The 13,858-nt window shown below is 50.8% G+C and carries 9 protein-coding genes; 7 read left to right on the top strand and 2 right to left on the bottom strand.

Annotated features, from left to right (window positions below):
- The first annotated feature begins 222 nt into the window (after positions 1-222).
- The 6 genes from B0F88_RS17930 to B0F88_RS17905 all read left to right on the top strand — a co-directional run bounded on the left by B0F88_RS17930 (position 223) and on the right by B0F88_RS17905 (position 11,314).
- Positions 223-2,367, top strand: a complete 2,145-nt coding sequence (locus B0F88_RS17930; protein WP_104425319.1) for an AMP-binding protein — start codon at positions 223-225, stop codon at positions 2,365-2,367.
- 24 nt (positions 2,368-2,391) lie between these two features.
- Positions 2,392-3,174 (top strand): NYN domain-containing protein, encoded by a 783-nt coding sequence (locus B0F88_RS17925; protein ID WP_181049953.1) that lies wholly within the window; start codon positions 2,392-2,394, stop codon positions 3,172-3,174.
- 41 nt (positions 3,175-3,215) lie between these two features.
- The gene (gene lplT, locus B0F88_RS17920) at positions 3,216-4,379 is read left to right on the top strand and encodes a lysophospholipid transporter LplT (protein ID WP_104425318.1); all 1,164 of its coding nucleotides are present in this window, start codon (positions 3,216-3,218) and stop codon (positions 4,377-4,379) included.
- A gap of 56 nt (positions 4,380-4,435) precedes the next feature.
- Positions 4,436-4,711, top strand: coding sequence for a hypothetical protein (locus B0F88_RS17915; protein WP_104425317.1), 276 nt, complete (start codon positions 4,436-4,438; stop codon positions 4,709-4,711).
- A 91-nt stretch (positions 4,712-4,802) separates the two neighbouring features.
- Positions 4,803-8,030, top strand: coding sequence for a sensor domain-containing protein (locus B0F88_RS17910; RefSeq protein ID WP_104425316.1), 3,228 nt, complete (start codon positions 4,803-4,805; stop codon positions 8,028-8,030).
- 311 nt (positions 8,031-8,341) lie between these two features.
- Positions 8,342-11,314 carry a bifunctional diguanylate cyclase/phosphodiesterase gene (locus B0F88_RS17905; protein ID WP_181049952.1) on the top strand — a complete coding sequence of 991 codons (2,973 nt, stop codon included), beginning with the start codon at positions 8,342-8,344 and terminating at the stop codon, positions 11,312-11,314.
- 44 nt (positions 11,315-11,358) lie between these two features.
- Here the strand turns inward: B0F88_RS17905 and B0F88_RS17900 are convergent, their stop codons facing one another.
- Positions 11,359-11,955 (bottom strand): TetR/AcrR family transcriptional regulator, encoded by a 597-nt coding sequence (locus B0F88_RS17900; RefSeq protein ID WP_104425315.1) that lies wholly within the window; start codon positions 11,953-11,955, stop codon positions 11,359-11,361.
- 22 nt (positions 11,956-11,977) lie between these two features.
- Positions 11,978-12,886, bottom strand: a complete 909-nt coding sequence (locus tag B0F88_RS17895) for a LysR family transcriptional regulator (protein ID WP_104425314.1) — start codon at positions 12,884-12,886, stop codon at positions 11,978-11,980.
- Positions 12,887-13,069: 183 nt separating this feature from the next.
- On the opposite strand from B0F88_RS17895, the gene B0F88_RS17890 reads away from it, so the two are divergent.
- Complete coding sequence (locus B0F88_RS17890) at positions 13,070-13,651, top strand: beta-class carbonic anhydrase (protein WP_104425313.1); 582 nt, start codon at positions 13,070-13,072, stop codon at positions 13,649-13,651.
- The last annotated feature ends 207 nt before the right edge of the window (positions 13,652-13,858 follow it).

Here is a 13,858-nt window from a genome sequence, read left to right as displayed (position 1 = left end):
CGCTGTCGGGCGATTTTTTCTCAACCTATGCGCCGTGGTGTAATAAATGGAAAATATAATCGCCGGTACAGGCATAAGCTGCATTTTTTTGCGGAAAGGGAGAAAAACGAAGCGCTGAGTTATCGGGATGATGCCATAGGACAAACAGAGCGGCCTGCTCCCATGATTATTCTGGGTAAAATAAAACATCTGCTAAAATGAAACGAGGAGGAGGAAACTTAAATGCTGAAAAATATTTTGCGCTGGCTGCTGACCTTGATTTACAAGGTCGAAATAAGAGGATTGGACAATTACCACAAGGCCGGGAAACGAGTCCTGATTATATCCAATCACACGTCCTTTCTTGATCCCTTACTGTTGGGTGTGTTTTTACCCGATGACATCACATTTGCGATCAACACCCATATTTCCCAAAGCTGGTGGTTAAAGCCTTTTTTGGGCTTGTCCCGCGTATTTCCGATGGATCCGACCCATCCCATATCATTGAAGGATTTGATTCATCATTTGCAGACTGACACCCGCACCGTTATTTTCCCAGAGGGCCGCATTACGGTAACCGGATCGTTGATGAAGATTTACGACGGTACCGGCATGGTCGCCGATAAATCTGGAGCGGCCATATTACCTGTACGCATCGAGGGCGCCGAATATACGCATTTTTCCAAGTTGCGCAATATCGTCCGCATGCGTTTATTCCCCAAAATCACGATCCAGATTTTGCCCCATACCTTCGTTTCGCCTCCCCCGGAGTTAAGAGGCAAAAGCCGCCGTAAATACAGCGGACATATTTTGACCGACATCATGACCGAAATGATGTTTGCGACCAGTCATTACCGGCAAACCATTTTCGCCAGCCTGCTTGAAGCGCGCAAAATACACGGCGGCAAACATACGGTCGCCAACGATCTGGAGCGTATGCCGCTAAGCTATGACAATTTGATTACCCGCAGCATTGCGATAGGCAACGCCTTAAAGCAGGTGACCGCCGAAGGGGAAAAAGTCGGGGTGTTTTTGCCCAACTCGACCAAAACCCTGTCAGTCATTCTGGGCCTGCAACTTTACGGCCGGGTGCCTGCGATGTTGAACTATTCAACCGGTTCGGCCGGCATGGTTTCCGCTTGCAACACTGCGCAAGTCAAAGCCGTTTTGACGTCCCGGCGCTTTATAGAAATGGGTAAGTTAACCGAGGAAGCCGAACACTTAGGCGAACAGGTCAAGCTGGTTTACCTGGAAGACTTGGCCGCGCGCCTGTCTGTATGGGACAAATTCCAGGCGCTGGCGCAATGCAAAACCGCCAATCTCTGGTACAAGCACACCCAATACAATCCTGACAGTCCAGCCGTGGTTTTATTTACCTCCGGTTCTGAAGGCGCGCCGAAAGGCGTGGTGCTGTCCCACTCAAACATCCTGTCCAACCTTAAACAGCTGGAAGCCCGTATCAATTTTAATGCGCAAGACGTGGTGCTGAACTTTCTGCCGATATTTCATTCTTTCGGCTTTACCGTCGGCACCATGCTGCCGGTACTGCACGGTATGACCACTTTCTTTTATCCGACGCCGCTGCATTACGCGGTCATTCCTGAGATTGCATACGAAACCAACGCCACGATCATGTTCGGCACCAACACCTTTTTGGCCGGCTATGCCAAAAAAGCCCACGCCTACGATTTTTTCAATATGCGTTATGTGGTTGCCGGCGCTGAAAAGTTGCAGGAAACGACCCGGCAGCTGTGGGCCGATAAATTCGGCATACGCATCCTGGAAGGTTACGGCGCGACTGAAACGACGCCGATTGCCTCCGTCAATACGCCGATGGATTATAAAGCCGGTACCGTGGGCCGGTTGATGCCGTCCATGGGCTACAAGCTGGAACCTGTCGATGGCATTGAGGATGCGGGCAGGCTTCATCTCAGCGGACCCAATATCATGCTGGGTTATCTGTTGCCTGATAATCCGGGGAAATTGGTCCCAGCCAAGTCGATTTATGGCGAAGGCTGGTATGACACCGGCGACATTGTGCATGTCGATAATGAAGGCTTTGTCAGTATACGCGGCCGAAGCAAGCGTTTTGCCAAAGTCAGCGGGGAAATGGTTTCATTAACCGCGGTAGAACAACTGGCGTCTAATGCCTGGCCGGATGGGCATCACGCGGCCATCAGCCTGCCGGATGCAAAAAAAGGCGAACAAATTATTTTGTTGACCACCCAGAAACAGGCGACTGTTAACGATTTGGCGGCGGCATCCAAAGGCGTGGCTTCTATCGGCCTGCCCAAGAAGATTTTGATCGTCGATTCGATTCCGGTGATGGCGACAGGTAAAACCAATTACCTGGCGGCTACGGAGCTGGCGGCCGGTAAAGTCTCTTAAGTATTTTATACAAGGAGCTTGTGAGTGATTCATCCAGAGAAAAAAATTGCAGTTCTCATTGATGCAGAGAACACTCAGCAAAGCGCTCTGGTAGCAATTATCACTGAGCTATCAAAATACGGTTACCTTATTGTTAAAAGAGCTTATGGTGATTGGAGTAGCTCAATGCTAAAAAGTTGGAAAACGCCGATGAACGAGTTGGCAATTCAACCCATCCAGCAATTCGCTTACACCTCAGGAAAGAATTCTTCTGACGCAGCAATGATTATTGATGCTATGGACTTGCTGTATTCAGAAAGATTCAACGCGTTTGCATTAATTTCTAGTGACAGTGACTTTACAAAGCTCGCTACACGACTGAAAGAATCGCATATTCATGTATATGGCGTTGGAGAACGAAAAACTCCAATTGCCTTTCGGAATGCTTGTGACGATTTTATTTATATAGATGTCTTGAAGACATTAGATATGGATACTGAGAAAACTGATTCTCTAAAAACAGAAGAACTGAAACAAACAACAGAAAAACAAAATCAGCTCTCTCGGCAACAGCTTTGTCAAAATACTACACTGATGAATATGTTGCGTAATGCCGCTAATGAATGTAGTAATGAAGAAGGGTGGGCCGAACTGGGGGTTTGCGGCTCATTAATCAAAAGACAGCACCCTGATTTTGATTCCAGAAATTTTGGTTATGCCAAATTATCAACCCTTATAGAAACAACAACTTTGTTCGAAATGAAGAAAATTGCTATGAAAGGAACCAATGCTTTCAAACTTTTCTACAGAGATAAAAAAAAGAAATAAAAATTGAACGTTAAATTTCTGTCCACCTTAATGTCATTACCATGAACAAACAAATCTATCCCTTACTGATCGCCCAGTTTTTATCCGCATTTGCCGACAACGCCATATTGTTCACGGTGATTGCGATGGTGATGCAGTCAACGCAGCTGCCCGGCTGGTATGTTCCGGCCTTGCAAAGCGTGTTTCTGGTCGCCTTTGTAGTACTTGCGCCGTGGGTGGGCGGCTTCGCCGACAACCATCCCAAATCCAGGGTGCTGATTATCGCCAATCTGATTAAAGCGGCGGGAGCCGGATTATTGCTGTGCAACGTGGAACCGCTGATTGCTTATTGCATAGTCGGTGTCGGCGCGGCCGTTTACAGTCCGGCTAAATACGGCATCCTGCCTGAGTTGGCCGGGCATGAATTTCTGGTTAAAGCGAACAGCTGGATCGAGGGCTCCACTATTTTGGCCATTTTAATGGGCATGATAGTAGGTGCTAAGGTGGCGGATTATTCGATAGTCTGGGCGTTGACAGGAACTATTGTTATGTTTACGGCTTCGGCTTTGATCACCTTGTCCTTGCCTGTCCGAATACTTAAGCATGAGACTATCCCAGGTTCCAGAATCATGGCTTTCTGGAAGGAAATAGGAGCGTTTTTTATTACACCGCGTTCGCGTTTCGCTATTTTGGGCGGCTCCTTGTTCTGGGCCGCTGCGGCAACCTTAAGAGTGATTATTGTGGTTTGGGCGCCGCTGGTTTTATTGTCCAAAAATGCGACCGAAATTGCGGAACTGACCTTGTTTCTCGCTGTCGGAATTATCGCCGGATCGGCCTTGGTGCCCCGGATGATTCCGTTGGAGCATTTGCGCCGCGCGAGAATCCCGGCGTATTTAATGGCGGCGTTCATCATTGTGCTGAGCCTGATGGACAGTATCTGGCCGGCTCGTTTTACCCTGTTTTTCATCGGCATGATGGGCGGCATGTTTATCGTCCCCGTCAACGCCGCGTTGCAGGAAATAGGTCAGCAAAGCATCGGTAGCGGCAGTGCGGTGGCTCTGCAAGGTTTTTTTCAAAATCTTGCCATGCTGTTGGCGGTCGGCGGCTATACTTTTGCCGCGGCGCATCATATAGCTCCTGTCGCTGCAATGTTTGTGCTGGGGGCGTTGGTCTTTGGCGCCACTTTTTTGGTATCGTTGCATCTGCCTGATAATCAACAAAAATAAGAAACGGTTAACAATAATATGTACGCTTTGGATTACAATAATAGAGGGCCGATTAAATGAATCTGTTTGAACTAGGAAAAATCACCATGACTCCGTCGGCCATTTCGATTATTGCCGGTTTTAAGGTGCCTATTGGCGACTTATTGGACAGACATCAAAGAGGCGATTACGGGGAAGTATCGGAGACGGATTGGCGTGAAAATACGCTTGCATTACTGCCTGAATCGGTGGAAAGGGTCATGTCGGTTTATTACGTAGGTACTGAAAAACTGTGGATCATCACGGATCCGGACAGGCAGTTGACAACGTTATTGACAGAGGAAGATTTCTAACGATTCGTTTTTGCTTCGTTACGGCACACCTCGATCCACCCAGACGCTCCACGCAGTGCGCGGGAACGGGAAAAACGGAGTACAAGACTGAATGTTTTCATGGATTAACGATTTACTGGCCGGCACCGGTAGTTTTATGCCTCACGGCGCCTGCTATCTATGGCTGCCGTCAATTTTGTGGTTGCATATTGTCAGCGACAGCATTATTGCGCTTGCCTACTATTCCATTCCGTTTGCATTATTCTATTTCGTCAAAAAACGCACCGACTTGGCTTACCGCTGGGTGTTTGTGCTGTTTGCGATTTTTATTTGCTTGTGCGGCACCACGCACTTAATCAGCATCTGGACAATTTGGCATCCCGATTATTGGCTGGACGGCCTGATAAAATTCGCCACGGCGCTGGTTTCGCTGGTCACGGCGGTGCTGATTTGGCCGTTAATCCCAAAACTGTTATTGCTGCCTAGCCCCAAAGAGCTGCAAACAAGCGAAACCTATCTGCGCGCTATCTTCGACGCCACCCCTGATGCGATGCTGATCAGCAATGAACAAGGCATTATCACCATGGCCAACCAGCAGGCCGAGCGCTTGCTGGGCTACCCGATCAACGAGTTGCTCGGCTTATCGATTGAAGTGTTGGTGCCGGAACGCTACCGCGAGAATCATCCGGCATTGCGGGCGCAGTTCACCGCCTCGGCAGTCACCCGGCCGATGGGCGTGGGGCGTGCGGTCAAGGCGCTGCTAAAAGACCGCAGTGAATTGGATGTGGAAATCAGTCTAAGCCCGATTCATACACAACAAGGCTTGTTTTTCGCCAGCGCCTTGCGGGACATCACCGAACGGAAACAAGCCGAGGCTACGCTGCGGGCAAGCGAGGAACGTTTTCGCCGGATGGCCGACAGCTCCCCGATTATGATCTGGATTACCGATGCCTTGGGAGAGCCCACTTTTGTCAACCAATCCTGGCTTGATTTCACCGGCCTGGATTCGGCGCAGACTATGACTTATGAGGGTTGGGCGAGCACCATTCATCCCGATGACAGAGCAACCGCTTTCGTGGCGTATTACCGAGATACCCAACTCCGCGAAACCATTACCACCGAATACCGTCTACGCAATGCGGCCGGCGATTGGCGCTGGATTTTGGATAAGGGTACGCCGCTTTATGATGAAAACGGCGTATTTGCCGGCTATATCGGTTCGGCAATCGATATTACCGAACACAAACAGGTGCAGCAAATATTGCAGGACAAAGAGCGGATGTTGTCCGAATCGCAACGTATCGCCCATGTCGGCAGTTGGTCGGTGGAGCTGGCGACCGGTCGCATTAGCTGGTCGGAAGAAATGTATCGGATTTACGGCGTTAAGCCGGAGACATTCCCGCTTTCCCAGGAAGCGATTTTCGACTTGATCCATCCCGGCGACCGCACCGCGATGAAAAGATGGCTCGGTGAATGCCGGTCCGGGAAGAAATCCCGGGAGCTGGATTTCCGCATCATGCTGCCGGATGGGGCCGTTCGGTTGGTCCGCGGCAGCGGCGGATTGCAATACGATGAAATGCAACAGCCGCTACGCATGGTGGGCAGTGTGCAAGACATCACCGAGCGCAATCGGATAGAGCTTGATCAGCGTATCGCCGCCACGGCCTTTCAATCCCAGGAAGCAATGGTCATCACCGATACGGCCAGCGTCATCCTACGAATCAACAAAGCCTTCACCGAATCTACCGGCTACACGGAAGAGGAGGCCGTGGGCCGGAAAATAAGCCTGCTCAAATCGGGGCGGCATGATATGGCTTTTTATGCGGCGATGTGGAAAAGTCTTTTAAGCGTCGGCTCTTGGCAAGGAGAAATTTGGGACCGGCGCAAGAATGGCGAGATTTATCCCAAATGGTTGTCCATTACTGCGGTAAAAGGTAACGACGGCGAGATTACGCATTATGTCGGCACCCATACCGACATTACCGAGCGTAAGGCGGCCGAAGAGCAAATCAAAGTGCTGGCTTTCTATGATCCGCTGACCCACCTGCCCAATCGCCGGTTGCTGCAAGAGCGCTTGAAACACGGCATTAATATGGAGCGGCGCGAAGGCAAGCAGTTGGCGCTGTTGATGTTGGATCTGGATCGCTTCAAAGCGATTAACGACAGCCTGGGGCATTTGGCGGGCGACGAATTGTTGCAACAGGTTGCGACAAGAATTACGGCCCGGTTGCGTGATGTCGATATGGTGGCCCGTTTAGGCGGCGATGAGTTTATCGTGTTGCTGGAAGACATTGCGCAGCCGGAAGATGCGGCGCGGGTGGCTAAGGAAATCGTCGCCGATTTAACCAAGCCTTTTAGTCTGCTTCATGGCAATAACGTGCAGATTGGCGCCAGTATCGGCATCAGTTTATACCCGCAACACGGCGACAGTCCCGATATTCTGATGGATCATGCCGATGCCGCATTGTATCAGGCTAAAGATGCGGGGCGAGGCTGTTTTGCCTATTTTTCCGAAGATCTGACGATTGCCGCCCGGGAGCGCATTGCGCTGGAAACACGGCTGCGCCGCGCCATTGAACAGCAGGACTTGTGCATTTTCTTTCAGCCCCAAGTCGATATTGCCGGCGGACGTATCGTCGGCGCAGAGGTTTTGGTACGCTGGCAAGATCCGGTTGACGGCTTGATTCCGCCGCTCCGTTTTATCCCCATTGCAGAAGAAACCGGATTGATTCTCGAGATTGGCGAATGGGTGTTGCGGGAAACCTGCCGCCAAGGCCGGCAGTGGCTGGATGCAGGCTTGCCGCCGTTAACCTTGGCGGTTAATGTTTCCCCGTACCAATTCCGCCGTGGCGATATTTGTGCTTTGGTGACTACAGTGTTGGCGGAAACCGGTTTCCCGCCCACGCTGCTGGAGTTGGAAATAACCGAAAGCGGGTTGATGGAGAATCAGGAGAACGCAACGGCCATTCTTAATAGCCTTCGCGAACAAGGCGTCCGTTTTGCGATTGACGATTTCGGCACCGGTTATTCATCGCTGGCTTATCTTAAACATTTTCCGCTGGACGTATTGAAAATCGACAAGAGTTTTATCGACGATATTCCGTTCCATCAAGATGACATGGAAATCGCCGCGACAATTGTCGCGATGGGGCACATTCTGGGTTTCAAGGTCCTGGCGGAAGGGGTGGAAACAGCGGCTCAACTGGCCTTTTTGCAGGAGAAAGGCTGCGATATGTATCAGGGTTATATCAAAAGCAAACCGCTGGTTGCGAGTGAGTTTGCCGAGTTGTTGCGGCATCAACAGCATGCGTCGGGCGACACCGAAACCCGAAACTGTTAATGATTTCACCTTAAATGCAATGCCGATGAATATCCCGAACACAGGGATAGTATTCCCTCATTATTAATTGAAAACCACATCATTTACCGTTCGGGTCTAAGTGCTTGAACTACGCCCAACGAGTCTCGTCGAAAGCGGGTTCACTCGGCATAGGGGCGACAAGTTCAGCACGAATGGAAAATGGGCTGGGATTATCGCGGCTTAAAAATGCTGTAATATATGCGAGGGTAGCTGAAACGCTACACAAATAAGCATTACTCAGCGCTGTTTTTCTCCGCTGAGCGGGTAAAAATAAGGGAAAAATAATAATAATGATAAATTTCCATCACTTTGCAGCGCTGTTAAAGCAATTGGTTGTCGCTGCATTCTACGCCATGATCGGTTTGGTTGTTCTCGCCTATTGTTCAGATAACGGCGTTACCAGCGTCCTTTGGTTGCCCGCAGGACTGGCGCTGTCGGTTTTGTTGATGGGCGGGAGCCGGTACGTTTACGGCGTATTCCTTGGTGCATTGTTGGTCAACGTGGTGGTTCTCGACTCTTTTTTGGCGTCCGCAGCCGTCGCTATGGGCAATGCGCTGGAGGCGCTTTTGGCCGCCTGGCTGCTAAGGCGGAACGATATTTTTAACCAAACCGTTCTATCCACCCGCAACTACCTGCAATTACTGATAGCCGGCGGTATCGCCAGCGTTATAGCCGCACTGATAGGGGCCGGGGCGTTGTTTTTTACCGGATTCCCGGCTGAAGAATCCTTTTACCCGAGTTTGGTTTATAGATGGATGGGGGATGTCTTGGGCATAGCCTTGGTCACGCCGTTTATTCTGGTTTGGCGGCGGGCGCCGGATTATGGCTTGGGGCTGAACCGGCTGACCGAGTTCATGTTGTTATTCGGTCTGGCTTTTCTGGTCGGGCAGGCGATTTTCATGGGGTGGTTGCACGACTCGGTAGGCCATATCGCCAAGGGCTACTGGATGTTTCTGATTGTGAGTTGGGCCGTGTTGCGTTTGGAGGCTCACGGCGTGGTGGTCATACTGGTCATGTCGGCGGTCATGGGGTTGCTTGGCGTGCAGCAGGGAACCGGTTTTTTCGCAGGCAACATAGCGGACGTGCCTGCTTCGACAAGATTCAGCGCAAGCCTGGCCAATTACTGGTTTTTTATGGTGATACTGTCTGGAACAGGCATGACGCTGGCCACCTATTTCGTCGGGCGCAGGAGAGCCGAACAGACACTGATGGCAAGTGAAGGCTATCAACGCGCCATTTTCAACGCCACACCGGACGCGATGCTGATCAGCGACAGGCGGGGCATTATTTCCCAGGTTAATCAGCAAGCCGAATTGTTGTTGGGTTACAAGCTTGGAGAACTGATCGGCCAGTCGATTGAAATTTTGGTGCCGGAAGGCTTTCGCTCAAAGCATCCTGAGCTGCACGCCAAATTTGTTGACTCACCGGTCACCAGGCCATTGAAGAGCGGACGAACATTACAGGCGCGCCGAAAAGACGGTAGCAGCTTTGACGTGGATATCAGCGTAAGCCCGATTAAAACGGAACGAGGCTTGTTTTTCGCCAGTGCATTACGAGATATTACGCTGCATAAACAAGCGGAGGCGGATCTGCGCGTGGCGGCCATCGCGTTCGAGTCCAAGGAGCCGATGGTGATCACCGATGCCGAGAATATTATTTTGCAGGTTAACCGGGCCTTTACCGAGTCCACAGGTTATACAAAGGAAGAGGCCGTCGGGCAGAGAATAAATTTGCTCAAATCAGGCCGTCATGATGCGGCTTTTTACGCGGAAATGTGGGAAGGCATCAAGCGCGACGGTACCTGGCAGGGAGAAATTTGGGACCGGCGCAAGAATGGAGAAATTTACCCCAAGTGGCTGATTATCTCGGTAGTGAAAGGGGATGACGGTGAGGTTACCCATTATGTCGGCACCCATATCGACATCACCGAGCGCAAGATGGCTGAAGAGCAGATCAAACAGCTGGCTTTCTACGACCCGCTGACCGGGCTGCCGAATCGCCGGCTGCTGCAAGAACGGTTGAAACACGGCATTGATGTCGAACGGCGCGAGGGCAAGCAACTTGCGTTGCTGATGCTCGATTTGGACCGGTTCAAGGCGGTTAACGACAGTCTGGGGCATCAGGCGGGCGACGAGTTGCTGCAACAAGTTGCGGAAAAAATCACAGGCCGGCTGCGTGATGTCGATATGGTGGCCCGTTTGGGCGGCGATGAATTTATCGTATTGCTGGAAGACATCGCCCACCCTGAAGACGCCGCGCGCGTGGCGGAAGACATTATTGCCGACTTAAGCAAGCCTTTTTGTGTGGCTCATGGCGAGGACATACTGATTGGCGTCAGCATAGGCATCAGTTTGTATCCGCAACACGGCGATAATCCCGAGATACTGATGGATCACGCGGATGCCGCACTCTATCAAGCCAAAGACGCCGGGCGCGGCTGCTTCGCTTATTTTTCGGAAGATTTGACTCTCGCGGCGCGTGAGCGCATTGCGCTGGAATCGCGTCTGCGCCGGGCGATCGAACAGCAGGAGCTGCGTGTTTTTTACCAGCCGCAGGTCGATATTGCCAGCGGCCGCATCGTCGGCGCCGAAGCATTGGTGCGCTGGGAGGACCCGGTTGAAGGGCTGATTCCGCCGATCCGGTTCATCCCCGTTGCCGAAGAAACCGGCCTGATTCTCGCGGTTGGCGAATGGGTGCTGCGGGAAACCTGTCGTCAAGGCCGGCAATGGCTGGATGAAGGCTTGCCGCCGATAACCCTGGCGGTCAATGTGTCGCCGCACCAGTTTCGCCGTAGCGACATTTGCGGCCTGGTTGCTACAGTGGTGGCTGAAACCGGTTTTCCGTCCAACCAGCTGGAAATGGAAATAACCGAAAGCGGACTGATGGCGAATCAGGACAACGCGGCGGATATTCTTAACTGCTTACGCGGACAGGGCATCCGGTTGGCGATTGATGATTTTGGCACCGGCTATTCGTCTCTGGCTTATCTTAAGCATTTTCCGCTGGATTTGCTAAAAATCGATAAGAGCTTTATTGACGATATTCCCGATCTGCAAGACGACATGGAGATTGCCGCCACGATTATTGCGATGGGGCATATCTTGGGCTTTAAAGTCTTGGCCGAAGGCGTGGAAACACCGGAACAGCTCGCATTTTTGCAGGAAAAAGGCTGCGATATGTATCAGGGCTATTTCAAAAGCCGTCCGGTACCGGCAGCAGAATTTGCCGGGTTATTGCGCGGTCAATCTGGCTACGAGGGCTAGAGCGGCGGCGAAACCCATTCGTGTTTTAAGTCGATAGATAAGGCTCAGCCTTGCGCTGATTTTTTCGCCCATCCGCCAATAAAACTTTCCACCAGCAACACAACGTCGTTTTCTACGTCGTTAATAGCGGTCGCATCCTGTTCACCGGTCAAGGACAAGGTGCAAATACCGTGAACGCCGCTCCACAGCGCCCGCGCCGCCTGTCTGCTTTGTTGTTCTGAACAGCCTGGCGCAAGTTGCGCGAATTGCGTTTCCACACGGCTGAAAAGCCGATCGATTTTTTGCCTGTACCAGTCGGGGAACTCGGTATCCTGTACAAAAATCATGCTCCAACGGTTAAAGTTTCTCCCGGCAAACCTTAAATAAGCCTTGGCCAGCTCTGCTATAGAGTGTTCGGGAGCGCAGCCCGGTACTTGCTGTAACTCCGCATTAAGGTCATCCACCGTATTCGCTTTAATGTGGATGACCAAATCGGCCATGTTGGCAAACACCATATAGATGCTGCCGACGGTATAACCGATGTCCATCGCAATCCTGCGCACTTTTAACGCCGAGTAACCTTCATTGATAATGATGGTTTCCGCCGCATCCAGAACCATTTCCCGGATTTCTTCCAGACTGTGTTTGTTTCGTCTTGCCATGTCGTGCGCCTTTAGAGGAGGTTCAGGTTATTTTCATGAGTCTGTTGTTTTCTGCAAAGTACTTGATTAAAAAATCGACAAACGTCGCCAGTTTGGCGGGCAGAAAGCGTCTTTGCAGGTAGGTGGCGTAAATTTTAAGCGACGGGATGCGAAAGTTCGGCAAAATTTCTACCAATTTCCCCTGTTCCAAATAATTGATCACCGATAATTCAGGCGCCTGGGTGATGCCCATGCCCAACGCGGCCGCCTGGCACAGAGCCCGGCCGTTGTTTGAGGCAAAGTGCCAGTTCGCCTTGATTTTAATCTCCTCGCCGCCGACATTGAATACCCAATAATCTCTATGCGGGGTATCCATATAGTGCAGGCAGCGATGTGAGCTTAACTCCTCAATGGTTTGCGGCTCGCCGTATTCGGCGATATAGCCGGGCGATGCATACGTGCACAACCGGGTTTGGGCGATTTTTCTGGCAACCACGCCCAAATCCAGCGTATCCGTGACCAGGATAGACAAATCGAAACTGCCTTCGCTTAAATTAACCTGACTGTTGTGCAAGGTCATCAAAATTTTGACATCGGGATATCCGCGTTGATAGGCATCAATCGCGGGCACCATATAGAGTCCGCCAAAATCGATCGGTGCGCTGATCTTTAACGTGCCTTTTACCTGTAGACCCAGCTGCGAGGTGTATTCCTCAAGTTCCGAGAAATCATCCAGCAGCTGCTTGCTGCGGTGATAGTAGATTCTTCCTGCCTCCGTCATACTCAGCTGCCGGGTTGTTCGGTTTAACAAGGCAACCCCCAGAGACTCCTCCAGCTGAGCCATGTATTTGCTGATCATCATAGCCGAAAGGTTCATTTCACGGGCAACCGCCGCAAAAGTACCCAGCTCAACAATCCGGCAAAATACCTGCGTGTTGTTTAATTTAGCCATGTCCGCACCTTTATAAACTTTAAGTTTATATTGTATAACCTATATCGCTATTTGAAACCTTGATTTATTGGAGTAGACTTCCGCTCGGAGATAGTTCTTACTGCCGCTTGGTCTTTATCATTCCCCTTAGTGATCAGGAACAAGCGGCTTTTTTATGGTCCAAAATTATAATAAGAGGTGTTTATGAGCAAAATTCTTAATGAAGTTTTAGCGGCAAATAGAGATTATGTGAATGATTTTGGCGACAAAGGCGCATTGCCTATGCCTCCAGGACGGCATTTTGCTATCCTGACCTGTATGGATGCCCGTCTAGACCCCGCCAAATATGCCGGTCTATCCGAAGGCGATGCCCACGTCATCCGTAATGCAGGCGGTCGCGCCAGTGACGACGCCATCCGTTCCTTGGTTATTTCTTATAAATTATTGGGAACCCGCGAATGGTTTGTCGTTCACCATACTGACTGCGGCATGGAAACATTTACCGACGACATCATGCGCGGCCTGTTGGGCAGCAGCTTAAAGACCGCCTCTATTGATGCCGGCGGCTGGCATGATTGCTGCGAAGGCCCAGGTTCAGCCGAAGGCAAATATGTCGACTGGTTGACCATTAAAAACCAAGAAGAAAGTGTTTTGGAAGATGTAACCCGCATTAAGAATCACCCGCTGGTTCCGTCCGACATTCCTGTTTACGGTTATATCTACGACGTTAAATCAGGCCGGTTGATTGAAGTGCCTGCCGCAACAGAAGCCGGCAGAGTTAGCTAAGAATTGTTCAAACCATGCTCACATCCAGGATGTGAGCATGGTCCAGTCCCCCGCAGTAACCCATACGCAGGAACTATGTTTGCGTAGATCTCATAAAAGTCTAAAATTCAATCTTAGATTCAACTCATAAGTGCAATCGGCACTAATCGGAAAAGAAAAAGGTTAGCTGATATAGTTTCACGCTTTTTTCAATCCGACCAAAGACGA

This window comes from Methylobacter tundripaludum, from assembly GCF_002934365.1.
Taxonomy (GTDB): Bacteria; Pseudomonadota; Gammaproteobacteria; order Methylococcales; family Methylomonadaceae; genus Methylobacter_A; species Methylobacter_A tundripaludum_A.
This window is presented reverse-complemented; position numbering and strand designations above follow the sequence as displayed.

Bases quoted from the DNA above. Each gene is read 5' to 3' on its own strand.
- B0F88_RS17910 (WP_104425316.1), top strand. From the start codon at position 4,803: ATGTTTTCATGGATTAACGATTTACTGGCCGGCACCGGTAGTTTTATG.
- B0F88_RS17895 (WP_104425314.1), bottom strand. From the start codon at position 12,886: ATGGCTAAATTAAACAACACGCAGGTATTTTGCCGGATTGTTGAGCTG.
- B0F88_RS17900 (WP_104425315.1), bottom strand. From the start codon at position 11,955: ATGGCAAGACGAAACAAACACAGTCTGGAAGAAATCCGGGAAATGGTT.
- lplT (WP_104425318.1), top strand. From the start codon at position 3,216: ATGAACAAACAAATCTATCCCTTACTGATCGCCCAGTTTTTATCCGCA.
- B0F88_RS17930 (WP_104425319.1), top strand. From the start codon at position 223: ATGCTGAAAAATATTTTGCGCTGGCTGCTGACCTTGATTTACAAGGTC.
- B0F88_RS17905 (WP_181049952.1), top strand. From the start codon at position 8,342: ATGATAAATTTCCATCACTTTGCAGCGCTGTTAAAGCAATTGGTTGTC.
- B0F88_RS17890 (WP_104425313.1), top strand. From the start codon at position 13,070: ATGAGCAAAATTCTTAATGAAGTTTTAGCGGCAAATAGAGATTATGTG.
- B0F88_RS17915 (WP_104425317.1), top strand. From the start codon at position 4,436: ATGAATCTGTTTGAACTAGGAAAAATCACCATGACTCCGTCGGCCATT.